The 23,877-nt window shown below is 68.0% G+C and carries 21 protein-coding genes and 1 pseudogene; 9 read left to right on the top strand and 13 right to left on the bottom strand.

Annotated elements, in window-relative coordinates; all coding sequences use genetic code 11:
* Window positions 1–14 precede the first annotated feature (14 nt).
* Window positions 15–1,121, top strand: coding sequence for an acyltransferase (locus FKQ52_RS10840; RefSeq protein WP_141627195.1), 1,107 nt, complete (start codon window positions 15–17; stop codon window positions 1,119–1,121).
* A 2-nt stretch (window positions 1,122–1,123) separates the two neighbouring features.
* Here the strand turns inward: FKQ52_RS10840 and FKQ52_RS10835 are convergent, their stop codons facing one another.
* Window positions 1,124–1,345 carry a hypothetical protein gene (locus FKQ52_RS10835; RefSeq protein ID WP_141627194.1) on the bottom strand — a complete coding sequence of 74 codons (222 nt, stop codon included), beginning with the start codon at window positions 1,343–1,345 and terminating at the stop codon, window positions 1,124–1,126.
* Window positions 1,346–1,434: 89 nt separating this feature from the next.
* Between FKQ52_RS10835 and FKQ52_RS10830 the strand changes: the two genes are divergently transcribed.
* Both FKQ52_RS10830 and FKQ52_RS10825 read left to right on the top strand, forming a co-directional pair.
* The gene (locus tag FKQ52_RS10830; RefSeq protein WP_141627193.1) at window positions 1,435–2,424 is read left to right on the top strand and encodes a YafY family protein; all 990 of its coding nucleotides are present in this window, start codon (window positions 1,435–1,437) and stop codon (window positions 2,422–2,424) included.
* A gap of 65 nt (window positions 2,425–2,489) precedes the next feature.
* Window positions 2,490–3,908 (top strand): hypothetical protein, encoded by a 1,419-nt coding sequence (locus FKQ52_RS10825; RefSeq protein WP_141627192.1) that lies wholly within the window; start codon window positions 2,490–2,492, stop codon window positions 3,906–3,908.
* Between the two features lie 3 nt (window positions 3,909–3,911).
* Here the strand turns inward: FKQ52_RS10825 and FKQ52_RS10820 are convergent, their stop codons facing one another.
* On the bottom strand, window positions 3,912–5,339 hold the full coding sequence (locus FKQ52_RS10820) for a short-chain fatty acyl-CoA regulator family protein (RefSeq protein ID WP_141627191.1): 1,428 nt from the start codon (window positions 5,337–5,339) through the stop codon (window positions 3,912–3,914).
* 155 nt (window positions 5,340–5,494) lie between these two features.
* Between FKQ52_RS10820 and aceA the strand changes: the two genes are divergently transcribed.
* Together aceA and FKQ52_RS10810 are read left to right on the top strand one after the other, a co-directional pair.
* Window positions 5,495–6,775 (top strand): isocitrate lyase, encoded by a 1,281-nt coding sequence (aceA, locus tag FKQ52_RS10815; protein WP_141627190.1) that lies wholly within the window; start codon window positions 5,495–5,497, stop codon window positions 6,773–6,775.
* Between the two features lie 30 nt (window positions 6,776–6,805).
* Window positions 6,806–7,015, top strand: a complete 210-nt coding sequence (locus FKQ52_RS10810) for a hypothetical protein (protein WP_141628329.1) — start codon at window positions 6,806–6,808, stop codon at window positions 7,013–7,015.
* Window positions 7,016–7,046: 31 nt separating this feature from the next.
* Here the strand turns inward: FKQ52_RS10810 and FKQ52_RS10805 are convergent, their stop codons facing one another.
* From FKQ52_RS10805 to FKQ52_RS10785, 6 genes and pseudogenes are all read right to left on the bottom strand, one after another.
* The gene (locus FKQ52_RS10805; RefSeq protein WP_141627189.1) at window positions 7,047–9,332 is read right to left on the bottom strand and encodes a response regulator; all 2,286 of its coding nucleotides are present in this window, start codon (window positions 9,330–9,332) and stop codon (window positions 7,047–7,049) included.
* A gap of 75 nt (window positions 9,333–9,407) precedes the next feature.
* Window positions 9,408–10,019, bottom strand: a complete 612-nt coding sequence (locus FKQ52_RS10800; RefSeq protein ID WP_141627188.1) for a M23 family metallopeptidase — start codon at window positions 10,017–10,019, stop codon at window positions 9,408–9,410.
* Between the two features lie 225 nt (window positions 10,020–10,244).
* Window positions 10,245–12,059, bottom strand: a complete 1,815-nt coding sequence (locus tag FKQ52_RS10795; protein WP_141627187.1) for an autotransporter domain-containing protein — start codon at window positions 12,057–12,059, stop codon at window positions 10,245–10,247.
* 100 nt (window positions 12,060–12,159) lie between these two features.
* Window positions 12,160–13,356, bottom strand: coding sequence for a phosphoglycerate dehydrogenase (gene serA, locus FKQ52_RS16895; protein ID WP_240811811.1), 1,197 nt, complete (start codon window positions 13,354–13,356; stop codon window positions 12,160–12,162).
* A 216-nt stretch (window positions 13,357–13,572) separates the two neighbouring features.
* Window positions 13,573–14,049, bottom strand: a pseudogene (locus FKQ52_RS16890) (HAD family hydrolase); the annotation flags it as partial.
* Window positions 14,050–14,906: 857 nt separating this feature from the next.
* Window positions 14,907–16,313, bottom strand: coding sequence for an SDR family oxidoreductase (locus FKQ52_RS10785; protein WP_240811628.1), 1,407 nt, complete (start codon window positions 16,311–16,313; stop codon window positions 14,907–14,909).
* 122 nt (window positions 16,314–16,435) lie between these two features.
* Between FKQ52_RS10785 and FKQ52_RS10780 the strand changes: the two genes are divergently transcribed.
* Complete coding sequence (locus FKQ52_RS10780; RefSeq protein ID WP_141627184.1) at window positions 16,436–17,356, top strand: Hsp33 family molecular chaperone; 921 nt, start codon at window positions 16,436–16,438, stop codon at window positions 17,354–17,356.
* Here the strand turns inward: FKQ52_RS10780 and FKQ52_RS10775 are convergent.
* From FKQ52_RS10775 to FKQ52_RS10755, 5 genes are all read right to left on the bottom strand, one after another.
* Window positions 17,320–18,177, bottom strand: coding sequence for a ChaN family lipoprotein (locus FKQ52_RS10775; protein WP_141627183.1), 858 nt, complete (start codon window positions 18,175–18,177; stop codon window positions 17,320–17,322). The two genes, FKQ52_RS10780 and FKQ52_RS10775, sit on opposite strands and share 37 nt — an antisense overlap.
* A 14-nt stretch (window positions 18,178–18,191) precedes the next feature.
* The gene (locus tag FKQ52_RS10770) at window positions 18,192–18,983 is read right to left on the bottom strand and encodes a hypothetical protein (protein WP_141627182.1); all 792 of its coding nucleotides are present in this window, start codon (window positions 18,981–18,983) and stop codon (window positions 18,192–18,194) included.
* 75 nt (window positions 18,984–19,058) lie between these two features.
* Complete coding sequence (locus tag FKQ52_RS10765) at window positions 19,059–19,757, bottom strand: CPBP family intramembrane glutamic endopeptidase (protein ID WP_240811627.1); 699 nt, start codon at window positions 19,755–19,757, stop codon at window positions 19,059–19,061.
* A 183-nt stretch (window positions 19,758–19,940) separates the two neighbouring features.
* Window positions 19,941–20,165 (bottom strand): hypothetical protein, encoded by a 225-nt coding sequence (locus tag FKQ52_RS16885; RefSeq protein ID WP_370451061.1) that lies wholly within the window; start codon window positions 20,163–20,165, stop codon window positions 19,941–19,943.
* Between the two features lie 72 nt (window positions 20,166–20,237).
* Window positions 20,238–22,082 carry a gamma-glutamyltransferase family protein gene (locus FKQ52_RS10755; protein WP_141627179.1) on the bottom strand — a complete coding sequence of 615 codons (1,845 nt, stop codon included), beginning with the start codon at window positions 22,080–22,082 and terminating at the stop codon, window positions 20,238–20,240.
* Between the two features lie 220 nt (window positions 22,083–22,302).
* Between FKQ52_RS10755 and FKQ52_RS10750 the strand changes: the two genes are divergently transcribed.
* The 3 genes from FKQ52_RS10750 to FKQ52_RS10745 all read left to right on the top strand — a co-directional run bounded on the left by FKQ52_RS10750 (window position 22,303) and on the right by FKQ52_RS10745 (window position 23,876).
* Window positions 22,303–23,172: a bile acid:sodium symporter family protein gene (locus tag FKQ52_RS10750; protein ID WP_141627178.1), complete on the top strand. Its 870-nt coding sequence runs from the start codon at window positions 22,303–22,305 to the stop codon at window positions 23,170–23,172.
* 303 nt (window positions 23,173–23,475) lie between these two features.
* On the top strand, window positions 23,476–23,631 hold the full coding sequence (locus FKQ52_RS16455) for a hypothetical protein (protein ID WP_168196833.1): 156 nt from the start codon (window positions 23,476–23,478) through the stop codon (window positions 23,629–23,631).
* The gene (locus tag FKQ52_RS10745) at window positions 23,628–23,876 is read left to right on the top strand and encodes a hypothetical protein (protein ID WP_141627177.1); all 249 of its coding nucleotides are present in this window, start codon (window positions 23,628–23,630) and stop codon (window positions 23,874–23,876) included. The genes FKQ52_RS16455 and FKQ52_RS10745 overlap by 4 nt, the downstream gene beginning before the upstream one ends.
* Window position 23,877 lies beyond the last annotated feature (1 nt).

Raw genomic sequence — 23,877 nt, 5'->3', positions numbered from 1 at the left:
GCTATCACGCCGTCGTGAACCCGACATCGACCCCCGCGAATCCCGCTCACCGTCGCTTCGAGGCGCTGGATTCCCTGCGCGGGGTGTGCGCCATTCTGGTGGTCATGTTCCACATGCCGGTGGCCAGCCACTGGCGGGACTGGGGCCTGATCCAGCACAGCTATCTGTTTGTCGACTACTTCTTCGTCCTGTCCGGCTTCGTCATCGCCCACGCCTATGCGCAGCGGCTGAAGACGCCGACGGACGGGGGGCGGTTCATGGTGCGTCGTCTGGGCCGGGTCTGGCCGCTGCACGTGCTGATGCTGGGGGCCTACATCGGGCTGGAGCTCTGCCGTCTGTGGTTCCACTTCGACAGTGTGACGCCGTTCACGCGGGACCGCTCGGTGGAGGCGATCTTCTCCAACCTGTTCCTCATTCAGGCCTTCAATATCCATCCGTCCCTGACCTGGAACGGGCCGTCGTGGACCCTGAGCGTCGAGGTCGGCTGCTATGTCGTCTTCGCTCTGCTGGTGCTGGCGACCCCCAGGGCCTGGCGCTGGATCGGCGCGGTTCTGGCCGTGATCGGGGCGGTGATCGTCCTGACGCAGGCGAAGCGGTACATGAACACCACCTATGACTTCGCCTTCCCGCGCGCTGTCTACGGCTTCTTCCTGGGCAGCCTGTTGCAAGGCTTCTGGATGTCGATCCCGCGGCTCAAGGGGCATGCGGCGACGGCGCTGGAGGTCGCGACCGTGGTCTGCGTCTGCGCCTTCATCGGCTATGCGACCGGCCCCGCGACCGTGCTGGTGACCCTGCTGTTCGTCGCCTCGGTCTGGGTGTTCGCCGGCGAGGACGGAGCGCTGTCCCGTCTGCTGGACAGGAAGCCCATCGTCACCCTCGGTCGGTGGTCGTTCGCCATCTACATGGTGCACATGTTCGTGCTGGTGGTGACCATCATCGTCGCACGCAAGCTGGACTGGATGCCCGCGCGTCGGATCGACTTCGGCTCGGTCTGGCTGAATGATCTGTTCGGCATCGGCCTGTTCGGCCTGATCGTGGCGCTGGCCGTAGTGGCCCAAAAATTCGTGGAACAGCCGGCCCAACGCCTGATTGATCGCTGGACCAAGCCGAAGGCAGCCTGAGCTCAGGCCGCGATCCGGAAGTCGCCGGCCGGATCGAACAGCGGACGGGCTTCGTCCCACAACGCGTCCTCCTCGGCGTAGCGGGCCGACTGGCGGGCGTCGATGACGTCGATCACCTGTTCTTCCAGACGATCCCAGATGACGGCCAGGCCGGCTTCGGCCTCGCAGGGAACGATCAGATAGCGGCTGGCGGCGATGCGGGCGGCGGGAATGAAGCGGGCCATGTGTGAACTCCGTGAAGCGATGTCGCTGTCGATGAATGGAGTTCTAAAACAGCGTTGCGTCATTTTTGGTCGTATGCTCTGGTCCGGGCATGAGATTTGACAGAGCAGCCCTGGTTCTGGAGCTGGCGCGGCGCATGGCGGCCAGCGCGGAAGGCCTGACCATGGAAGACATGATGCGCGAGACGGGGACCGCCCGCAGGACCGCCGAGCGTATCCGCGATGCGGTGGTGGCGTTGTTCCCGCAGGCGGAGGAGGTGTCCGACCCGCCGTACAAACGCTGGCGCATCCGGGGCGGGTTGTCGGCCTTTGAGCAGGCCCCGACGGCCGAGGAGCTGATCGAGCTGACCCGGGCGGCGCAGGGGTTGCGCGCGACCGGCGAACCGGCTCGGGCCGAGGCGCTGGAAAGCCTGGAGCGCAAGCTGAAGTCCGCGGTCCGCTCGACCACCCTGAACCGGTTGGCGCCGGACCTCGAAGCGCTGGTGCGCGCCGAGACCCTGGCGGTGCAGGCCGGTCCCCGCGCCACGGCCGACGAAGTGGTGCTGGCCGAGATCCGGCAGGCGGTGCTGGCCGGACAGCCGCTGGGCTTTATCTACAGCCGTCCGGGCACCGAGGCGCGGCGGCGGGTGATGACGCCCTGCGGCCTGATGTTCGGCCGCGCCAACTATCTGGTCGCCGCCGAGCGCGAGACCGGAGCCATCAAGACTTTCCGCCTGGATCGGATGAGCGCGGTGAAGGCCGAGCCGGGCGTGGCCGTTCCGCCCGCCGACTTCGATCTTCAGGTCTTCGCCGGCCAGTCGTTCGGCATCTATCAGGACGCCATCGAGGATGTGGTTCTGCGCATCACGCCCGAAGGGGCTGCAGAGGCGAAGGGCTGGCGTTGGCACCCGACCCAGTCGGTCGAGGATCAGGCTGATGGGAGTGTGGAAGTGAAGTTTCGCGCCTCGGGCATGCGTGAACTGGCCTGGCACCTGTTCAGCTGGGGCGAGCAGGTGGAGATCGTCGCGCCCGAGCGCCTGAAGATGGTGATGGCGGAAGAACTGGCCGCCGCGACCCGCGCCCTGGCACGGTCCCAAGCGTGACGAAAGCGTAAGCTGACGGTTCTTGCGCCCCATGGCTACGCTTCGAACATACAGGGAGTTTTCAGATGCGTTCAGCCGTTCTCGCCGCCTGCGCGGCCGCCGCGCTTCTGACCGGATGCGGCACCACGTCCGCCAAGGTTGAGGCTGAAAGGCCGGTCCCGCTGGTGACCGTCAGCCGTGACGGCGAGCGATGGACGGCGGACTTCACCCTGCCGTCGGATTCTCCGACCTGGGTCTTCCTGCGCTCGGCGCTGGCGCGGGAAAGCGGCAAGCCCTGGCGCGAAGGTCAGTGGGCGGTCGAAACACCGGGTGTCGTTCTGGAGCGCCGGGGGCATTTCGATATCCTTCGCACCACGGATGGAGGTCCGGTCCCTCGCAACATTCGCATCCGGATGACGCCCAAGGCGGAGGATCTCAACGCCGACTATGACCCGGCCCTGATCTTCACGGACGGTTCTGCGGCCCTGTACGCCGGGCATTTCACCCTGTTCCCCATCGCCTCGCCCGAGGCGGCTGAAGCGCTGCCGATGGATCTGAATGACGTCGAGATCGAGAGCGATAACTCCCGGATCACATGGCGCGACGCCGCCGGGCCTGTTCTGTTCGAAGGCGAACGTCAGGCCGCTCCGGTCTCCGAGCGCAGCAACGTCTATGTCTTGTTCGGGCGGGCCGATCTGGTCGACAGCCCACGTCTGGCGACAGTTATCGACCCCGGTTTGCCGGTCTGGCTGGGGGACGAGATCAAGACCTTTTCGCCGCGCATCGCCGCCTACTATGCCGAACGGCTGGGACCGGGGCAGACCGACAAGCCCACCATTATGGTCAGTTGGAACGGCCCGACGCCGCAGCTGCGCAGCATGGGCGGCAGCGTCCTGCCGGGCCTGATCATCATGGCCTTCGAGGGCGACAACGTCGTCACGGAATCGACGGAGATGCGCGACCACGCCCGCTGGTTCATCGGTCACGAAAGCGCGCACTTCTGGCTGGGCCAGACCATCCGGTACGAGTTCAGCCGTGAGGCCTGGATCACCGAGGGCGGCGCCGACCTGATGGCAATGCGCGCACAGGCGGTGCTGAGCCCGACCTATGATGTCATGACCGCCTTGCAGGAAGAGGTCGATGACTGCACCACGCTGGCGGTCAAGCCGGTGGCCTCGGCCAACCAGCGCAGCGAACACCGCGCCTACTACGCCTGTGGCGCCGTCTTCGGTCTGGCGGCGGAGGCGGCGCAACGACGCGCGACCGGCGGCGACTGGTTCGACTTCTTGAAGGGCCTGATCGAGCGCAATCGGGAGGACGGCAAGGTCAACCGCGAGGAATGGCTGGCGGCCTTGCTCCAGCTGACCGGCGATCCGGATGTGCGGCGCGAGATCGACACCCTTCTGGATGAGGGTGCGCCTGATCCCGCCGTCCTGATCGCCCGCCTGTTCGACCGCACGGGCGTCGCTTACCGGATGGAAGGCGGCAAGGTGAAGCTGGTCTGAGGCTCAGCCCGCCTCCTGGACGAACGGCCACGGGCTGACCGACTTGGACCAGTCATCGACTGCCGGGGCGCGGTCGACTGGCGGGGCGGCGCGTTCGGCGCAGGGGTGGCGGTGGCACAGGCGGCAGGCGGGGCCGATGGGCGTCACCTCCGGCGCGGCGAGATCGAGGCCGCGGGCATGGATCAGCTTGCGGGCGTGCTTCAGCTCGCAGCCCAGCCCGATGGCGAGGTCGTGCCCCTCGGTGAAGGCGTCGCGGCCCTGACGCTCGACGGTGCGGGCCAGGGTGAACCAGCGCTGTCCGTCCGGCGTCTCGATGATCTGGGTGACGATCCGGCCCGGCGTGCGGAAGGCGCTGTGCAGCCGCCAGCGCGGGCAGGCCCCGCCGAAGCGCGAGAAGGGGAAGGCGCCCGAGGCGAAACGCTTGGAGATGTTCCCCGCCTGATCGACCCGCATCAGGAAGAAGGGCACGCCGCGCGCGCTCGGTCGTGACAGGGTGGTCAGCCGGTGCGCGGCCTGCTCGAAACTGACCCCGAAACGCGCTTCAAGACGGCCCAAGTCGTAGCCGTTGGCCTCCGCCGCCGCGTGAAAGGCGCTGTAGGGCATCAGGATCGCGGCGGCGAGGGTGTTGGTCAGGGCCACCTTCAACACGCGGCGCGTTGCGTCATCCGGCATGTCGGCCGATGCGGTCAGGGCGGTCAGTTCGTTGTCATGCTCCGCCAGCGCCAGCTGGAAGGCGACGGCGAAGGCGCGGGAGGAGGGGCCGAGCGTCTCCGACAGATGCAGACGCTTGCGGTGCGGATCATAGCGGCGCGTCCACTCGACCATCACGTCGTCGGGCAGGGTGCGGACGGTCAGGCCGTGATGGGCCTGCAGCCGCGCGCGCGCGCGGGTTTCGAAGCTTTCGCCCGGCGTTTCGGTCTCCAGTTCGGCGGCGAGTCGTTCGCCCATGGCGTCCAGTTCCGGAAAGTGGTTCTGGCGGGCCTGAACGAAGTCGCGGACGCGGTCGGCGGGGGTTTCGTCACCGCCGACGTCGATGCCAGCCACGGCGCGTTCGCGGGCGCGTCTGTCACTGAACGCACGATAGAGGCGCAGGACGGCGTCGGCGACGGCGGGCTGGTCCTCGGCCAACTGCACGATCTCATGCCGGGGGACGGCGAGGCCCTGAAAGACCGGATCGGCGAAGGCCTCGGACAAAGTCGCTTCCGATGCCGGGCCGCCCGACTGCCCCAGAGCACGCAGGTCCACGTCATAGGTTTCGGCCAGACGAAGCAGGAGTTGGGCTGAGACGGGGCGCTGATTGCGCTCGATATGGTTCAGATAGCTGGGGGACACGCCCAGATCGCCGGCCATCGCCGTCTGGGTCAGGCCCAGATCCCGTCGCAGCCGCTTCAGGCGGCCGCCGAGGAACAGCTTGCGGTCAGCGGTGTCCATGTCTGCATGATGTCACAAAGTGACTTAACAGCAAGTGTCATGTTATGACTCAATGACGCGATATGTCCCTTCATGTCTGTGTTGTTTGTGACCTTCGCGTGTTTCCCTCCTGCGACCCGCCGCGCATCGACGGCTCCACAGGACAGAGACCCGCCATGACCACCTTCGCCGATCTGGTTCCTTCGCCCGCCGGCCGTTTCGACGGCATCGAGCGTCCGTACACCCCGGAGGACGTTCTGCGCCTGCGCGGATCGGTGCCGATCACTCACACCCTGGCCGAGCGCGGCGCCAATCGCTTGTGGGAACTGCTGCACAGCGAGCCCTTCATCAACGCCCTGGGCGCCGTGACCGGCAATCAGGCCATGCAGATGGTCCGCGCGGGCCTGAAGGCCATCTATCTGTCCGGCTGGCAGGTCGCCGCCGACGCCAACACCGCCGGCGCCATGTATCCGGACCAGTCGCTGTACCCGGCCAACGCCGCGCCCGAGCTGTGCCGCCGCATCAACCGCACCCTGCAACGCGCCGACCAGATCGAACACGCCGAGGGTGGGGCGAAGCGCGATTGGTTCGTGCCGATCGTCGCCGACGCCGAGGCCGGTTTCGGTGGGCCGCTGAACAGCTTCGAGATCATGAAGGCCTTCATCGAGGCGGGCGCCTCGGGCGTCCACTTCGAGGACCAGTTGGCGTCCGAGAAGAAGTGCGGCCATCTGGGCGGCAAGGTGCTGATCCCGACGCAGGCGCATGAGCGCAACCTGATCGCGGCCCGTCTGGCCGCCGACGTCATGGGCACGCCGACCATCACGGTCGCCCGCACCGACGCCGAGAGCGCGCAACTGATCACCTCGGACATCGATGAGCGGGACCAGCCTTTCATCGACCGTGACAACCGCACGCCCGAAGGCTTTTTCCGTCTGAAGGAGGGCACGGGCCTGGAGCACTGCATCGCGCGGGGCCTTAGCTATGCGAAGATCGCCGATGTGCTGTGGTGGGAGACCTCGCACCCTGATCTGGATGACGCCCGCAAGTTCGCCGAGGCGGTCCAGAAGGAGCACCCCGGCAAGCTGATGGCCTACAACTGCTCGCCGTCCTTCAACTGGAAGGCCAAGCTGGACGACGCCACCATCGCCAAGTTCCAGCGCGAGCTGGGCGCCATGGGCTACAAATTCCAGTTCGTGACGCTGGCGGGCTTCCACAGCCTGAACAACGGCATGTTCGAGCTGGCCGACGGCTACCGCGATCGCGGCATGGCGGCCTATTCCGAGCTGCAGCAGCGCGAGTTCGCCAACGAGGCCCGCGGCTACACCGCGACCCGGCACCAGCGCGAGGTGGGCACCGGCTACTTCGACCAGGTCGCGACGGTCATTTCGAACGGCCAGTCGTCGACCACCGCGCTGAAGGACTCGACCGAAACCGCCCAGTTCGTCGCGGCCGAGTAACAGGACCCAACCCCCGAAGGGAGAATGACCATGGAACCGCTGAACAACCCGACGGCCATCATCGACTTCTGCCTGGCTCCTCTGAACCTGGCCAGCCAGACCGATGCGGAGCGCGAGGTGCGGCGTCGCCTTGAGCATGTGCTCAAGACCTACCGGGCCAAGATCGCCCAGCCGGTCAGCGTGGACTTCTCGTCGATGCCTTCGCAGGTCATCAACGAGGCGGCTCACGGGTACGAGTAAGACGTAACGGAGTTGCGCGCGTCGCCTGTGATCAGGCGGCGAGCGCGGCCTGTGCGGCGCGCGGCAGGGAGATCACCAGCTCCAGCAGTTCCGCAGCATCGAAGGGCTTGGCCAGGTGGCGATCCGCTCCCGCGGCTTCCGCCGAGGCGATATGCTCGGGCAGGGCGTTCGCGGTCAGCATGACGACTGGCGTGCGCGGCAGCCCCATAGCCGCCTCATGCAGGCGGATTTCACGGGTCGCGGTCAGCCCGTCCATGACCGGCATCTGCATGTCCATCAGAACCAGGTCGTAGTCTCCGTCGCGCATGGCGTTCAGCGCCTGAGAGCCGTCTTCAACGGTCGTCAGATCGATCTCGGCTTGCGACAGGATCATTTCGACGACCTTGCGGTTGACGGGGTGATCGTCAGCGATGAGGACGCGAAGACGGCGGTCGTCGCCGGCGGCCAGGGCCGAGTCTTCCACGGTCGCCGCGACCGGCGCTTCGGCGAGGCGCAGGGGCACCGTCAGGATGAAGCATGAGCCGCCGCCGGGCTCGCTCTCACAGTCGAGTTCCCCGCCCATCATGTCGGCCAGTTGGCGCGAGATGGACAGCCCGAGGCCCGAGCCGCCGAACTTGCGGGTGATGCCGCCATCGGCCTGCTCGAAGCGGCTGAACAGGCGGGCGCGGGTCTCGCTGTCGAAGCCGATGCCGGTGTCGTCGATGGCGAACTGCAGCGTCGGCTTGCCCTCGCGCATCGGACCGGGCAGGGCGGTCAGGGAGACGAAGCCCTGTTCGGTGAATTTGACCGAGTTGGAAACCAGATTGGTCAGGATCTGCTTCAGGCGCACAACGTCGCCTTCGATCCAGCGATCAACCTCCGGGGCGATCTCGACGAAGAACTGCAGCCCCTTGTCGCGCGCCGAGGCCTCGTAAAGCTGGGCGGCCTCGCGGACAGCTCGACCCAGGTCGAAGGCTTCGTCGTTCAGCTCAAGGCGGCCGGACTCGACGCGGGCCAGATCCAGAATGTCGCTCAGCAGGACCTGCAGGGTGCGGCTGGACGACTGGATCAGGTCCAGCATTTCCTTCTGACGGGCCGACAGGTCGGTGTTGGCCAGCGCCTGCGCAATGCCGATCACCCCGTTCAGGGGGGTGCGGATCTCATGACTCATATTGGCCAGGAACTGGCTCTTGGCGCCGTTGGCGGCCTGTGCGGCGTCGCGGGCGTCAGCTAGGGCGCGGGCGTCGCGTTTCAGCTCGGTGATGTCGGTGCAGATGGTGACGGTGCCGCCCGCGACGGTGCGGCGGTCCGAGACGCGCAGCCAGCGGTCGCCCGCGATCTGTTGCTCCAGGCTGGTCAGGCGCGCGGCGCGGGTGCTCATCCGCTCCTCGATCCACTCGGCCTCACGACCGACAGCCTCCGCGTAGAGGCCCTCATCAATGCCGATCTGGAGAATCTCGCGGAAGGTCATGCCGCGCTTGAGCGTGGTCGATAGCTCGGGGTTCACCTCGGCGTAGCGGGTGTTCCACAGGACCAGCCGGTCTTCGCCGTCATAGAAGGCCAGACCGTCAGGCATGGCTTCGATGGCCTGCCTCAGTTGGCCCAGGGCGCTGGCGCGGGACATCCACCACATCCAGATCGCGACGCCGGCGACGGCCGCGATGCCCAGCATCATGCCTGCCAGTACGAGGGTCATCAGGCCGGGCGTCAGGGTCCAGGGAGCGATCTCGGTCCCCGTTCGGGGCTCGAAGCTCATGGCGCTCATGGCGCCGAAGTGCAGGACCACCACGGCGACAGCCCCGCAGCCGCCCGCGGCGAAGCGACGCCACGGCGCACTGCCATACAGGAAGGCGGCGCTGGTCGAGGCCAGAACGATGCCCGCCAGCACCGACAGGGCGGCCAGATCAGCGCGCCAGACGATCAGGCCCGGCAGCTCCAGCGCCGCGACGCCGAGGAAATGCATGGCCGCCACGCCGGACATCGCCAGGGCGGCGCCGAGGGCGCGCGTGACCGGACCGCTACGGGCGAGGTTCGCCAGACAGGCCAGACCGATGCTGGCGAAGGCCATGAAGAAGGAGCTGATGGTGGGCCAGACATCGTAGCGAACGTCGCCGCCCGCGTCATAGCCCTGCATGGCCATGTAGTGGGTCGTGAAGACCGCCAGACCGCCCGTCAGAGCCGCCAGCATCGCCAGATTGCGCCTACGAATCCCGATGGACGCGCGGGCGCGGCCCAGTAACTGGTATGCGGTCCCCACGCCGAACACGCACACGAGACCGGCGGCAAGAGTCCACCGCCAGTCGTGCTGGAACGTGATGCAGTAGAGAATACGGTCCAAGAGGGCCCCCTTCGGCGGGAACTATCCCGGAAAGGGGTGAAGAAAGCGTGGGCGTATGTACGGAAAGCGACGTTGTCAGGTGTCGGCGACAACGACCGGGAAGGCTTCTCCCATCACCCGCACCGGATTGATCTGGCGGTCGCCGCGGCGAACCTCGAAATGCAGGTGGGGGCCGGTGGAACGACCGGTGGAGCCGACCAGGCCGATACGTTGGCCGGAGGCAACAGTGTCCCCGCTGGCGACGTCGATACGGCTGAGATGGCCGTAGAGGGTGCTCATCCCGTTGGGGTGGCGGACCTCGATGAAGCGGCCATATCCGCCGGCGTCGTAGCCGGTGCGCAGGATGCGGCCTTCCGCGGCGACCAGAACGCCGGTGCCAGTCGGCGCGGCGATGTCGACGCCGTCGTGGTGGCGGGCGGCCTGACCCGGCAGGCGGCGCAGGCCGAAGGCGGAGTTGACGGCATAGCCGCGCACCGGCTCGGCGAAGGTGATCAGGCGGGTGACCGGCCCGGCGGGCGCCGCGATGGCGGTCACCGGCGGGGCTTCCGGCACGGCGAAGGTCTCGGCGTCGGCCGGGCGCGGCGTCAACGGCGCGGCGGCCATGGCCAGAACGGCCACGGCGCCCAGAACGGCGACCTGACCGGAGTGCAGAAGGAACGACCGGGCGGTCGGCAACAGGCGTCGCATGGGCGGCGTCAGCTCCGTCTTCGGCTCGGGGTGAGCGGGGAACAGGCGGCGCGGCGGCGCGCCACATCCGCGGCGCGGCCGGGGCTCCGCGCCTCGGTGAGCCGGGGATATAGGCGGGCGAGGGGGCGACTTTGGGGCGCCGGGGGCGGCAGGAGGTCGCAGGCAGGCAACGAAAAGGGGCGCGGAACCTTGCCCCGCGCCCCTGATCGTCGGTTGCGGCGGGTCTTACTGGAGCGACATGCTCCAGGTCAGGGCGCCGACGTGGCTGTCGGCGTGATCGCCGAACCGGCCGCGATAGCCGAGGCTCAGCTTGCCGGGACCGACATCAGCCTCGACGCCGGCCGAGGCCAGCAGGGAGCCGCCGAAGGGATCCTCGACCTCACGCTCCAGCACCTGGGCGGGGTTGCCCAGGATGCCGACGGCGACGGGGTCCGAGCTGTCGCCGAACGAGTCGCGGTAGCCGCCCTCGACGAAGAAGCTCATGCCGTCGCCACCGCCTTCGGCGCGCAGGGAGATTTCGGCGGCGGCGGCCTGAACGGTGCGGTCGTGGTAGTCGTACTGGGCCGCGAAGCCGTACTCGGAGTAGCCGTTCACATCGGTCGAACCCCAGGTGACCGCAGCGCGTGGCGACAGGGCGATGCCGCCCATGTCGAACCACATCCCGCCCTGCACCCGGACGCCGACGCTGCCGCCGTTGGTCTCGCCGGTGTGGACGATGGGGGCCAGAGAGGTCTGGCGGGTGATGTCGTCGTAGTTGTCGATCGACCCGCCGACGGCGGCGCCCATGAACATGTTGCCCGAGCGCCAGCCGGCCCAGGCGTCGATGGCGTAGGTCTCCAGATCGAAGGCCATCGGCCCGGCCTCGACGTCGGCCGTGCGGAAGGCCGCCGCCAGACCGAAGCGCAGGCTGTCGGACATGACGTGATCGAGGCCGACGCGACCGCCCCAGCCGGTGGCCTTGGTCTCGGCCACCACGCCGCGCGCATCGCCGTCGACGCTGTCGGCCAGAACGCCGAAGGTCATGTGGGTGCCGGGCTCCCACGGACCGCGACCGGCGAAGGTCTCGGTGGACAGGTCCAGCAGGTCCTCACGCTGGCGGAAGGCGGTCTCGGCCTGAACCGTCGATTGGGCGCCGATGTCGCCGTAGTAGAGGTAGTCGACCGCCAACTGCGAGATCAGGCGGTGGCCCGCCGCCGTCGGGTGGACGCCGTCCCAGTACAGGTAGGTGTCCGGCGTGGCGCAGACCGTCACGCCGTTGAAGCAGGACTGGGTGGCGTTCGTCAGGCCGAAGCGCCCCGGGTTGGCCGCCAGGGGGTCGCTGATCTTGTACAGGTCCATCAGGATGATGTTGGTGTTCGGCTGGGCCGCGGCGGTGGTCATCAGCCGGGACAGCAGGGCGCTGTTGAAGGTCTGGCCCGCGTAGTCGGCCAGAGCCGCGCCGTTGACGCCGGTGGCCGCGAACTGGGGCGTGATGCCGAGGCGGGGCAGGTTGGTGACCAGAATGGTCCCGGCGCCGGCGGTGGCCACGCTGTTGACGATCAGGTTGATGTCGGTGGCGGCGGCGTTGGCCGTGGACTGCATGGCGCCGGTCGGGTTGCTGGACACGGCGGCGGCCGGGAAGGCCTGGAAGATGTTGTTGGCCCCGCCAAGGATGCTGACGAGGTCGTTGCGGCCGAAGGTGCCGCCGGCCCCGGTGTAGGCGGCGAGCTGGGCGCGCATGCCCGGAGGGCTGACGGACAGGTCGGTGCGGGCGCCGCCGAAGGCGTAGTTGACGCTGCCGGTCACCGGAGCCCCGGCGGTATATCGGCCGGCGTTGAAGCCCAGCAGTTCGGTGAAGACCGGTCCGTTGGAGAAGCGGCCCTGATAGTAGGGCGGCGAGGTGGGCTGGCCGGAGACGGCGTACAGGTTGCCGTTGTCGCTGAGGCTGTCGCCGAAGACGACGAGGCGGTTGTAGGTCTGGGCGCTGGCCGTCGAGGCGACAGCACCCACAGCGGCGACCGCCAACGCGGCGGCGGCCGCGTTACGCAGAAAACGAGACATCGATGTTCCTCCCTCGGTCGTCATGATGCGACCGTTAACCGCACTCTGCGCCCGTTCTCCGGGTATGCAAGATGCCGCGAGGTAAGCTTTTCGTCCGTACTCAGTACAACATGCGGAAGCGCAGCGTTCCGGACACACCCCGCAGGGTTTGCACCGCCTCCGGATCATAGTTCCGGTCGACGTCGGTGATGACGTAGCCGGTGCGTTCGTCCGTCTTCAGATGCTGTCCGAGGATGTTCAGTCCCGCCCCGGCGATCGCGCGGTTGAGGTCGGCCAGAACCCCGGGCTGGTTGCGGTGGATGTGCAGGATGCGGTGGGCGCCCGAGACCTCGGCCAGCTGCACGTTCGGCAGGTTGACGCAGAAGGTGGTGTCGCCCCGGTTCAGATAGGCCAGCAGACGGTCGGCGGCGAACGCGCCGATGGCCTCCTGGGCCTCCTCGGTGGAGCCGCCGATGTGAGGGGTCAGGATGACGTTCTTCAGGCCGCGGAGGGGGCTGTCGAACGGGTCGGCGTTGGTGGCGGGTTCATCCGGGAAGACGTCCACCGCCGCGCCGCCGATGCGGCCGGAGTCCAGCGCCTGGGCGAGGGCGCCGACATCGACAATGTGGCCGCGCGACAGGTTCAGCAGCAGGGCGCCCGGCTTCATCTTCGCGAACTGGGCGGCGCCCATGACATTGGCGTTGTCGGAGCGGCCGTCGACGTGAAGGGTGACGACGTCGCTTTCCGCCAGCAGGGCGTCGAGCGAGGGCATGCGGCGGGCGTTGCCCAACGCCAAGCGCTCGGTCAGGTCATGGAAGATGACCCGCATGCCGAGGTTTTCGGCCAGCACGGACAGCTGGCTGCCGATGGCGCCGTAGCCGACGATGCCGAGGGTCTTGCCGCGCAGCTCGCGCGAGCCGGTGGCCGACTTGTTCCATTCGCCCCGGTGCATGGCGGCGGACTTGTCCGGCACATCACGCATGAGGTTGATCATCACGCCTATAGCCAGCTCCACCACCGAGCGGGTGTTGGAGTAGGGAGCGTTGAAGACGGCGACTCCGTGGTCCGAGGCGGCGGGCAGGTCGATCTGGTTGGTGCCGATGCAGAAGGCGGCGACAGCCATGAGGCGGTCGGCGGCCTGTAGCACCCGCTCGGTGACCATGGTCTTGGAGCGGATGCCCAGAACGTGGACGCCCCTGATCCGCTCGATCAGCTCGTCCTCGCCCAGCGCGCCGCTGGCGGTCTCGACGGCATAGCCGGCGTCCTCCAGCCGCTCGACGGCGGCGGGGTGGATGTTCTCCAGCAGCAGGATGCGCATGCGGCTGCGCGGATAGGACCAGCGGCCGGTCTCGTGCTCGGCATGGAGCAGTTCGTCGATGGAGGCGGCCTCGGCGTCGGCGGCCTGAACCACGGGGGGGCGGCGGACGATCTCGGTGAAGGCGTAGAAGCGGTCCGCCGCGCCCGCCAGCTTGACCTCGGCGTCATTCCAGCCGTCACCGACCATGACGACGGGCGAGGGCAGGTTCAGGGCCTTGATGACCGTGGGCTTGCCGCCCGCCTCGGACAGGGGATTGGCGCTGTCCACGCCGGTGACGCGGCCATCGGCGTCATAGGTCAGGTCGTTGCACAGCACCCGGTCAGGCGCGACGCCGAGACGCTCGGCGACGGGGGCGATGACCTCGCGGAAACCGCCGGACAGGATGACGATGCGGTGGGCGTTGGCCTTGAAGAAGGCGAGGTTCTTGCGGACCGAGGGCGTGCCCTCGTCGAGGATGCGGTCGGCGAGGACCTGGACATGGGCGCGGGTCAGGGGCAGCAGGGCCAGACGGCGACGCAGCGCCTCGCCGAAGCCGAGCTCCCCGGCCATGGCCTGATCCGTCAGACGCGCGATCTCGGCGCGCACGGACGCCGCCTCTGGCGAACCTTCGAGCGCAATGTCGGCCAGCGCCTCAAGCGTCTCGACCCGCACGAGGGTCGAATCGAAGTCGAAAACATAGGTCGCGTCAGCCATTCGAAGACCTTGGCCCACCTTCGCAGTTGCAGCAACGGACGCGGCGGCGTGGGCGCGAAAAACCGGGTGCGAAGAGTGTAATTGGTGTGACGTAGGGTGTGGAGCCGACCCCCGCATTCGTCATCCCCCGGTCTGCGCCGCTGCGCGGCTTGCCGGAGGATAACGAAAGCAAAGGGGGAGCGTGCATCGCCTCGAAGGGACGATGGGGAGGTGAACTGGTGGGGGAATTCGGGGTTTCGGAGCCGCTTCATCGTCGTCGGCGGTGTTCGCGCAAGGTGCGGCGGCGGTTTAAATCCGGGTTGATGACAGGCGCGGGCGGCGGGTGACTTTTTGCCGGTGAGTCAGAAAAAAGCGGGTGCGAACAGGACGGATCGTCCTGCGCCCGACCGGCCTCGATCCGGGCGATATAGCGCAGGGCGCGCAGGCATTTGATGATGAGGCGGCGCCACCGGCGCAGGCGACGGGCGTTGCGTTCACGGCGGCCATGGCCTGCTGCGTCAGGGCATGGCGGTGTATCGCCCGCAGGTCGGCGCGTTCGTCACAAAGGCGGGCGGCGAGGTCCATGTCGGACAGGATCGCATGCCGATGCGTCAGTATTGGACGTATGGAGGCAGTGACCGTTCACCTCTCCATTCGCCCTCAAGCGAATGGAGAGGACAGATCGGCGCGCCAGCGTCGATCAGGAGAGGGCGGCTCGGTATCGGAAGAAGACGCCTCAAAATCGGTATAGGCGGGCCATTTTCGAACGCCTGCGTCGCCCCCTCCAGATCGGCGAAGACGCCGATCTGTCCTCCCCATCGCCTTGAAGAGGGCGATGGGGAGGTGAGAGTTCGGTCGTAGGCTCGTGCGTAGCGCCCCTAGAACCGCCCGATGTTGCGCAAGCGGCTGTCGGGACGGCGGGCGTCGAGGGCGGCGGCGCCGACGGCGGCGGCGATCGTGGCCAGCGCCAGCAGGGCGCCGCCTTCCTTCGCATGGGTCCTGGCGTAGTCCCCCACGTCCTCGGCATAGCGGCGCGCGGCCTTGCCTTGCTTTTTCAGGGCCTTGCGCGAGGATTTTTGAGTCTTGTCCCACCAGCGGCCGCCCTTGTCGCGGGCGTCATCGGTGAAGTGCTGGGCGCGGGCGCCGGCGTCGCTGAGGCTGTGACGGACGGTTTCGGCGATGTCGTCGAAGCGACCGCGCAGGCCGTCGAAGTCCGCGCCGCCGCGCGACTTGAAGCGCCCGCGGAACGCCTCGAGGCGTGTGGGGCCGGTGCGCTGGTTCAGCAGCAGGGTGGCGAGACCGACGCCGGCCAGAACCGCCACGACACCGGCGGCGATGCCGGGATGTTTGCGAACTTCGGCGAGGGCGGAAAACTGGCGAACCATCGGATAATGAACCTCTTCATCGAGGCCGTCTTCGGTCGGGTCGTAGAGCCCGTCGTCGTCCGGCGCATAGGCGGAACCCCTGTCCCGCATCAGGGAGGGAGCGAACCGCGCGAGAAGAGGTTCCGCCACGCCGGGCAGGAGGCTGTACAGGCCAGCGATGAGACGGCCTCCGCCGCCGACCGTGATCTCGCGGATCGGATGGGTAGCGCAGTACAGGATGGTGTCGGCCGCCACCCGGGTCGCATAGACCGGCTGGGGGTTATGGACCGCATAGCCGGTCAGGTTGCGGGCGTGCTTGCTGTAGGGCGTGTCCAGCGCGGCGGGCTTGACCAGCGTCAGGCTGACCGGGGCGTTATCACGGATCAGCTCCATCCGCAGGGCGTTGGTGAAGCCCTTCACGGCATGTTTGGACGCCGAATAGACGCCCTGGACGGGCAGGGGGGCGTCGGACAGGATGGAACCAACGTTGATGATCGCCCCGCCCCACGGCCGGTCGCGCAGGCGCTCGGCGGCGAGGATGGAGCCGTTCACCACGCCCCAGTAGTTGGTCTCGAACAGGCGGCGCTGGTCGGCCAGGGTCGTCTCGCGGATCGGGCCGAAGATGGAGACGCCCGCATTGTTGATCCAGGTGTCGAAACCGCCGAACAGGCGGCGGCATTTGTCGGCGGCCTCGGCCAGGGCGTCGGGGTCGGCGACATCGGCGACGGCGAAGGCGGCGCGGGCGCCGGTGGCCTGAAGCTCCTCGCACAGGGCGGCCAGATCCTTTTCGCCGCGCGCGATCAGGAAGACGCAGGCCCCGGCCCGGGCCGCCCGACGGGACACCGCCAGACCGATTCCCGAGGTCGCCCCCGTGATCACAATCGTCTGCTTGTTCAACGGTTTGAGGTGGGCTCTGGACATCAAATCACCGCCTGGAGTTTGTCATCGACTATACCCGCAGACGCCGGGCGCGGGAGGGGGCCTTATCATCGCCCCTTCGGCCCCCTATCTAGCCGCCTTCGTATTCATGACCGAGGACCGCCGTGACCGATCACGCGCATACCCATTCCGTGCCTTCTGACGATCTGGCGGCCGCCTTCCAGATCGAGGGCTGGCCCGTGCGCGGTCGTCTGGTGCGTCTGGGCGAGACCATCGACACCATCCTGTCGGCCCACGCCTATCCGGAGCCCGTGGCGGCCCTGCTGGGCGAGGCCTGCGCGCTGGCGGCCCTGATCGGGTCGAGCCTGAAGTTCGAGGGGCGACTGCTGGTGCAGGCGCAGGGCAACGGCCCGGTGCGCTACGTCGTGGCCGATTACGGCACCGACGGGCATCTGCGCGGCTATTGCCGGTTCGATCCGGAGGAGGTCGCGGCGGCGTCGCAGGGCTTCGCGCGTCCGGGCGCCAAAACCCTGCTGGGCGAAGGCGTGTTCGTGATGACGCTGGATCGCGGTCCGGACTTCGAGCGCACCCAGGGCATCACCCCGATCGAGGGTGAAAGCCTGTCGCTGGCCGCCGAACACTATTTCCAGCAGTCGGAGCAGATCCCGACCAAGGTGCGTCTGGCCGTCGGCTCGGTGGAGACCGAGGCCGGGTCGCAATGGCGCGCGGGCGGGGCGCTGATCCAGCTGATCGCGGGTGACGAGACGCGCGGCTCGACCGAGGAGGTCTGGGACCGCACGCGGGCGCTGTTCCAGACGCTGGCGGACGACGAACTGATCGACCCGACCATCACGCCGGACATCCTTCTGTTCCGCCTGTTCCACGAGGATGGGGTGCGGCTGGAGGGCGCCAAGGCGCTTCAGGCCCAGTGCCGGTGCTCAAAGGACCGGATCAGCTCGGTGCTGGCCTCGTTCGGACCGGACGAACGGGCGGACATGATCGAGCCTGACGGCAAGATACGCGTGACCTGCGAATACTGCGCGACGGTCTATGAGCTGGAGCCGGACGAGGTGACGGCGGGCTGATCCTGCAGCGCGGCGGGCGGTGAGGCCGTGGTCGGCCCCACCGCCAGCACGCCGTCATAGGCGCCGTCCTCGACGGGGCCGAGGATGATGCCCCGCGCGTCGGGGTCGTAGCGGCCCCGGCGGGTTTGAGGACCGCAGCCGTTCGGGTCGCAGTCCCAGGTCGCGCCGCCCTGATTAGCGATGGTCAGGGTGAAGGTGTCCGAGGCGTGCAGGTGGCCCGCGGCGGGCGTACCGATGTCCGGGAAGCGCTCATAGCCCGTCTTGCGCGCGTGCAGGTCGCCGACGAAGACCAGAACCCGGGCCTCCGGGCGGTTCGCGAGGGCGCGGCTGATGCCGTAGGCCATCTCCAGCTCCCACCAGGCCTGATCCCGGCCCCGGATGACCGACTCGACGGGCATGAAGGGATGGATGGCCACGTCATGCCCGGCCGCCTTCAGCCGCCAGAAGCCGACCATCATGTCCAGCATGGCCAGGCTGTTGCGGCCGTCGGTGCTGCGCGGATTGCCGAAATCGCCGTAGAGGAAGGTGTTCCGCGCGGCCTCCTCGGTCGGGGCCGACAGGGCGTTGCGGAACAGGACACGCTCGGTCTCCGGCATTTCCAGCGCGATGGTCACGGGCCCCTGTTTCGCCGCCTCGCAGACGATGCCGAGGAAGGCGGCGGGGATTTCGACCGCGCCGTGCCAGTCGGGGATGACGAGGATGCGCTCGGGCCGGGCCAGCAGGGCGTCGGTCCCGGTTGGGGCGGCGCAGTCGGGTCGGGTGTTCGGCTGGTCGGTGGGCTGGGCTGTGAACAGGGCGGCGGCGGCGAGCAGTTCGAGCATGGTTCAGCCTTGCATCAGGGACGGGAGACAGGCGGGGAGGCGGTGGCCGGGCCGACGGCGAGATAGCCGTCGAAGGCCCCGTCCGCCTCGGGCGCGATGACGACGCCGCGGCGGTCGCCGAGACCGAGCGAGGTGATGGCGTGTGGACCGCACTCGTCCCGGCAGTTCCACGCCTCGCCGCCGTCTGAGGCGACGTAGAGGGACAGAACCTCCTCCGGGCGAAAATGGGCGGCGGCGGGCAGGCCGATGGCCGATCCGACGCGGCGGGCCTTTCCGGCATGGATCGAGCCGACGAAGATCATCATCCGGCGCTCGGGCGTCGCGCGGGCGGCGGCGGACCAGAGCTGGGCGCGGTCCAGTTCGGCGTGGGACTGGGTGAAGCCCTCGACGCGGGGGCTGTCGGGGACGGAGGCCAACAGCTTCAGGTCGGCGCCTGCCTGATGCAGGGCCCGGAAGCGCTGGAACATGGCCATCATCGCCTCGCTGCCGCGCCCGTCGTGATAGCGGAAGGGGCCGTACGGGTAGGCCAGCAGGATGGCGCGGGCGGCGTCGGCGTCCGGCTCGGCCATGAAGGCGTCGAAGGTGGGCTGCATCGCCGCCGGATACTCCAGCGCCACCGTGACCGGGCCCTTCTCCAGCGCCAGACAGACCAGATCGGCGAAGGCGGCGGGGGCCTCGACCGTGCCGTGCATCTCACCGACGGCGATGAAGCGCAGGTCCTCGCGCCACAGGGCCTCGACGCCGTCGACCGGGGCGCAGGCCGGGGGTGTCGCCAGCAAGCCGGCGGCGGCGAGAAGCGCGATCATGGAACCTCCGGTCATCGCGCCGCCCTACCGGCGCGTGTGTACGCTCGGGGGCCAATATGGCGACGCTGTGGCCGGTCAGACCAGCAGGGAGATAGCGTTGGCGAAATTGTGCATAACCACAGGGAGCAGCAGGCTGCCGGTCTTCTCGCGCAGCCAGACCAGCAGCAGGGCCGGACCGCCCGTCAGGGCCATGGTCATGGCGTCGAAGGTGAAGGCGCCGTCGCTGTAGCCGAGGGCGTGGGCCAGACCGAAGGCGACGGAGCTGATCAGGGCGCCCCAGCCCATGGGCGCGCCGAGGATGCGCATGGGGCGGGCGAAAGCCTCGTTCAGCATCAGCAGCAGGACGCCGCGATAGAAGACCTCCTCGTCCAGCCCCGGCATGGTCAGCTGGAAGGCGAGGGTGTCGGCGTCGGTCCCCTGACCGGGGAAGTAGAGGGCCAGGCCGAGGAAGAGGGCGATCAGGGCGCCAGACAGGATCAGGGCGCCCTTCAGCCCCTTGCGGTCCTGTTTCAGCGTCAGGCCGCAGCGGCGGGCGCCCAAGGCCACGGCGACGACCAGTGACAGGATCAGGGCCATGACCTTGCCCTCCCAATTCCAGTCCGAGGGCCAGAAGTGGATGGGGATGTGGCCGTAGCCGCGGGTCAGCAGGGCGTCGTAGGCGGACATCAGCGCGAGGGCGCTGAGGAACCACCCCCACTTCACCTTGCCGCGCAGAGCCACAGCCGCGATCAGGCCCAGGACCGCCGTCGCGCCGAGCCACCCGACCAAAGCCATGATCGCATCCGGCATCATCCGCCCTCCGAGAGTTGTTCGGGGGAGAGGCGGCGAAGCGTCGCCGTGGATGCGCGGCGGAAGATGAAATCGCGGTAAGGCGATCAGCCAAAGTGCTGCCTATGCGGCCAGAATCTCAAGATGGCTGACAAACTACGTCGCCAAAAGCAGACAGTGTGGTTGGATCTATCGAAGCCTTGTCTTCGCCTGATCCCAAACCTGTTCGAACTCGACGCGGGTGACTTCTGCCGGTTCGAACTCGGGGTCGCTCGCAATGACATCTATTGATGGAAGGGGAAGGGGGCATAGCCCTTCGCGGCCATGGCTCTCATGACCATCTGCGAACGCTGCGGTACCGTCAGCGAATATGCTTACTCCTCTACGCTCCCATCTATCGGCGTCGATCTCCATGTAATAAAGAACCGGCTCGTCTGGCCACGAGTGAATCCATCTGACTTGTAGATATTTCATTCGCCTCGTCCTTTAATACGCCAGCGCGATGCCGTCCTTGCGCATCTCCGTGGCCGCGCCGTAGGTCCAGCGGCCGCCCGGGTTCTGCTGCATGACCACGTTCTGGTAGCCGCCGAAGCCGCCGTCGGGCGGGCCGAGGGTCCAGCCCATGGCCTCCAGTTGCGCCTTGGTGGCGGCGGGGACGCCGCTTTCCAGATGCAGGCGCCCGACGCCCTCGGCCAGTTCGCCGGTGGGCTCGGATGAGCCGTAGTGCTGCCAGCGGGGGGCGTCGCCGGCCTCCTGCGGGTCGAGGCCGTAGTCGACCATGTTGATGATGATCTGGGCCTGTCCCTGAGGCTGCATTCCGCCGCCCATGACGCCCATGGCCATCCACGGCTTTCCGTCCTTGCAGGCGAAGCCGGGGATGATGGTGTGGAAGGGCCGCTTGCCCGGGGCATAGACGTTCGGGTGGCCGTCGGTCAGGGCGAACAGCTCGCCCCGGTCCTGGAACATGAAGCCCAGCGTATTGCCCGCGCCGTCGTCGGCCACGAGGCCGGAGCCCATGCCGCGGTAGTTCGACTGGATCCAGCTGACCATCATGCCGTCCTTGTCGGCGACGCTGAAATAGGTGGTGTCGCCCTGGGTCGGCGCATCGCCGGGGAAGACGCGGTCCATGACCCGGTCCGGCCGGATCAGGGCGGCGCGCCGGCGGGCGTATTCCTTGGAGTTCAGCCACTCGACCGGGGTGCGGCTGAAGCGGTCGTCGGCGAACCATTTCGCCCTGTCCTCGAACGCCAGACGCTTGGCCTCGGCCTGATGGTGGATCGAGGCGGCGGACTGGAAACCCATGCCCTTGAGGTCGAACTGTTCGCAGATGTTGAGGATCTGGTTGGTCGACAGGCCCTGTGTGTTGGGCCCCAGGCCATAGACGTCGACGCCGCGATAGTTGGTCTGGATCGGCTCGACCCATTCCGTGCGGTGCGCGGCGAGATCGACGCGGGTCATCCAGCCGCCGATGCGGCGGAAATAGCCCTGGATCGCATCGGCGATGGGGCCGTCATAGAAGGCGTCGCGGCCGTGCTCGGCGATCAGGCGATAGGTCCGGCCAAGGTCCGGGTTGGCGAACATCTGGCCGACCTTGGGGGTCTCGCCGCCGGGGGCATAGACCTTCTTGCGGTTGTCGTTCTCCTCGATCAACGCCGCCGACCTGTCGAACGAGGCCATGTTGCGCTCAAGGTAATAGGCGATGACCTGCGGGACCGGCACGCCCTCCTCGCACAGCTCGGCCACCGGCAGCAGGACGTCTTTCCAGGGCAGCTTGCCGTAGCGTTGGTGGGCGCTCCACCAGGCGTCGACCGTGCCGGGGACGTTGACGGTGACCGCGCCGTAGGAGGGCAGGTGGCCATTTTGGCGAGCCTTCGACCGCGCGGTCTCCAGTGACAGACCGCGCGGGCTGTTGCCCGAGCCGTTGAAACCGACGACCTTCCGCTGGGCCGGGTCCCACAGCATGCAGAAGGCGTCGCCGCCGATGCCGTTGGCCACGGGCTCGAGGAAGCCCAGCGCGGCGTTGATGGCGATGGCGGCGTCGATGGCCGAACCGCCGCGCCGCAGGGTGTCGATACCGATCAGGGTCGCGCGGGGATGGGCTGTGGCGGCGGCGCCGTTGGCGCCCCAGACGGTCGAGCGGCCCACGAATTTCGGTCCGGTGATCCGGTCGCCGGGGCCAATGCCGGCGTAAGGATCAGGGCGCGGGGCGGGGCGGGGCGGGGAGCCGGCTGGAGCCTGCGGCGTCGCCTGCGGGGTCCGGGCGTTGGCGATTCCGCTCCCGGCCAACAGCGCCCCGGCGGGCAGGGACGACAGGAAGGTGCGACGACGCATGGGCGAACTCCACGAAATCTGCGGGGGACCGTAGCGGGTCTAGCGCGGCTGTGAAGGGCGTTCGTCGGGTAGATGTGCTCGCGGACTGGATCACGCCTTCCTCCTTCCTGAGGGGGAGAAGGAAGCTTGCGTGCGACGCGCCGTCGCTTGGCGGGCTTCGCGGGACGTGACACGCTGATCCCCGAAGAGGCGCGGGACAGCGTCGTGGGGGATCAGGATCATGGGTTCAGCCATCACCGTCATCGGTCTGCCGATCGCGCTGGGGATCATCATGTTCGGGCTGGGGCTCAGCCTGACGCCCGGGGATTTCGTGCGGATCGGGCGGCGGCCGAAGGCCGTGGCCGTGGCGTTGGTCTGTCAGCTGATCCTGTTGCCGCTGGTGTGTTTCGGGCTGGTGCTGCTGTTCCGGCTGCCGCCGGTGCTGGCGGTCGGGATGATGTTGCTGGCGGCCTCGCCGGGCGGCACCACGGCCAATCTCTACAGCCATCTGTTCCGGGGCGACGTGGCTCTGAACATCAGCCTGACGGCGATCAATTCGGTGATCGCTGTGGTGACCCTGCCGATCGTGGTGAACCTGTCGCTGGCGGTTCTGCACCCGGACGGGGGGCAGGTGGGTCTGCAACTGGCCAAGACGGTCGAGGTCTTCATGATCGTGCTGGCGCCGGTCGGGCTGGGAATGCTGGTGCGGGGGCTGAAGCCCGGCTTCGCCGCCGCCATGGACAAGCCGGTGCGGCTGGCCTCGGTGGTGATCCTGACGCTGGTGATCATCGGCGCGGCGGTCGCCCAGTTCGATGTGCTGATGGCCAATATCGGCGCGGTGGCCGGGATCGTGGTGACCTTCTGCGTGCTGAGCCTGGGGATCGGGTTCGTGGTCCCGAGCCTGCTGAAGATCGAGCGGCCGCAGGCGGTCGCCAGCGCCTTCGAGGTCGGGCTTCACAATGCGACGCTGGCCATCGTGATCGCCCGCTCGGTGTTGCAGAACCCGGAGATGTCGCTGCCGGCCGCGGTTTATGGCGTGCTGATGTTCCCGCTGGCGGCGGCGTTCGGGGTGCTGATTACACGCGGTAAGAAGGCGGCAGCGCCGGGCTGACGGCCGTTCGCGCCTTTCTTTCGCCCCTTCCAGCGTGCAGGATGCGCCGGTCAATCTCACCGCGTAACGCTGGTTTCCCGCGTAGCGCCCGAGACCCCCAGCCGATCAGGAGCAGACTGACCAGCCGCGCGCGATACCGCCGCGGGTATCCGTCTATGGAAGGTCTCGTCATGTCGATCGGAACAGTTGAACGCCACATCTTGAGCAGAGCCCCCGGCCGACAACGAGGTGCGGCCTGAGGACGCGCAGGCCATTGTCTTCGCCGCGCATGTAACAAAGGCGTTTCCGAACGGAGGTCGTTCGGTGATCCTGGCCAACGGCCATCGGATGATGGTGTTGCCCGCAGAAGGCTGTGCGGCGAGATCGGAGCCCGGTGATCTGGTGCGCATCGAGCTGACCCCTCACGAGCGGGTCGGCTGGCGTCTGGCTCCTCGTGTCAGTTTGGAGCGCGGCGTGTGAGCCGCTTTGAACAGCCGACCCAGGAGCCTTTTGTGCGAAGGCCGCTGATCTCCTGGATCATACTGATGTCGCTCTTGGTGCTGGTCCTCGGCCTCGTCGCCGCGACTGTGATCCGGGACCAGACGGGTCGGGCGGCGCTCGCTGAACAGTCCAATAGCTACGCGGCTCAAGCGGAGGCCATCGACCAGGCCCGGCAGAGATCCGTTGACCAGGAACAGGCGCGGCGCTCCGCGTCGATGGAATAGG

Origin of the sequence: Brevundimonas sp. M20, from assembly GCF_006547065.1 — a bacterium.
Lineage (GTDB): Bacteria > Pseudomonadota > Alphaproteobacteria > Caulobacterales > Caulobacteraceae > Brevundimonas.
The sequence above is the reverse complement of the archived record's forward strand: the minus strand, read 5'-3'. Positions and strand labels throughout refer to the sequence as shown.

What these genes read in the sequence shown, in the direction of transcription:
- FKQ52_RS10750 (WP_141627178.1), top strand. Translation starts at nt 22,303, where the DNA reads ATGGGTTCAGCCATCACCGTCATCGGTCTGCCGATCGCGCTGGGGATC.
- FKQ52_RS10830 (WP_141627193.1), top strand. Translation starts at nt 1,435, where the DNA reads ATGAGATTTGACAGAGCAGCCCTGGTTCTGGAGCTGGCGCGGCGCATG.
- FKQ52_RS10775 (WP_141627183.1), bottom strand. Translation starts at nt 18,177, where the DNA reads ATGCTCGAACTGCTCGCCGCCGCCGCCCTGTTCACAGCCCAGCCCACC.
- FKQ52_RS10835 (WP_141627194.1), bottom strand. Translation starts at nt 1,345, where the DNA reads ATGGCCCGCTTCATTCCCGCCGCCCGCATCGCCGCCAGCCGCTATCTG.
- FKQ52_RS10765 (WP_240811627.1), bottom strand. Translation starts at nt 19,757, where the DNA reads ATGGCTTTGGTCGGGTGGCTCGGCGCGACGGCGGTCCTGGGCCTGATC.
- FKQ52_RS10810 (WP_141628329.1), top strand. Translation starts at nt 6,806, where the DNA reads ATGGAACCGCTGAACAACCCGACGGCCATCATCGACTTCTGCCTGGCT.
- FKQ52_RS10770 (WP_141627182.1), bottom strand. Translation starts at nt 18,983, where the DNA reads ATGATCGCGCTTCTCGCCGCCGCCGGCTTGCTGGCGACACCCCCGGCC.
- serA (WP_240811811.1), bottom strand. Translation starts at nt 13,356, where the DNA reads ATGCGCATCCTGCTGCTGGAGAACATCCACCCCGCCGCCGTCGAGCGG.
- FKQ52_RS10795 (WP_141627187.1), bottom strand. Translation starts at nt 12,059, where the DNA reads ATGTCTCGTTTTCTGCGTAACGCGGCCGCCGCCGCGTTGGCGGTCGCC.
- FKQ52_RS16885 (WP_370451061.1), bottom strand. Translation starts at nt 20,165, where the DNA reads ATGGAGATCGACGCCGATAGATGGGAGCGTAGAGGAGTAAGCATATTC.
- FKQ52_RS10785 (WP_240811628.1), bottom strand. Translation starts at nt 16,313, where the DNA reads ATGTCCAGAGCCCACCTCAAACCGTTGAACAAGCAGACGATTGTGATC.
- FKQ52_RS10800 (WP_141627188.1), bottom strand. Translation starts at nt 10,019, where the DNA reads ATGCGACGCCTGTTGCCGACCGCCCGGTCGTTCCTTCTGCACTCCGGT.
- aceA (WP_141627190.1), top strand. Translation starts at nt 5,495, where the DNA reads ATGACCACCTTCGCCGATCTGGTTCCTTCGCCCGCCGGCCGTTTCGAC.
- FKQ52_RS10820 (WP_141627191.1), bottom strand. Translation starts at nt 5,339, where the DNA reads ATGGACACCGCTGACCGCAAGCTGTTCCTCGGCGGCCGCCTGAAGCGG.
- FKQ52_RS10755 (WP_141627179.1), bottom strand. Translation starts at nt 22,082, where the DNA reads ATGCGTCGTCGCACCTTCCTGTCGTCCCTGCCCGCCGGGGCGCTGTTG.
- FKQ52_RS10825 (WP_141627192.1), top strand. Translation starts at nt 2,490, where the DNA reads ATGCGTTCAGCCGTTCTCGCCGCCTGCGCGGCCGCCGCGCTTCTGACC.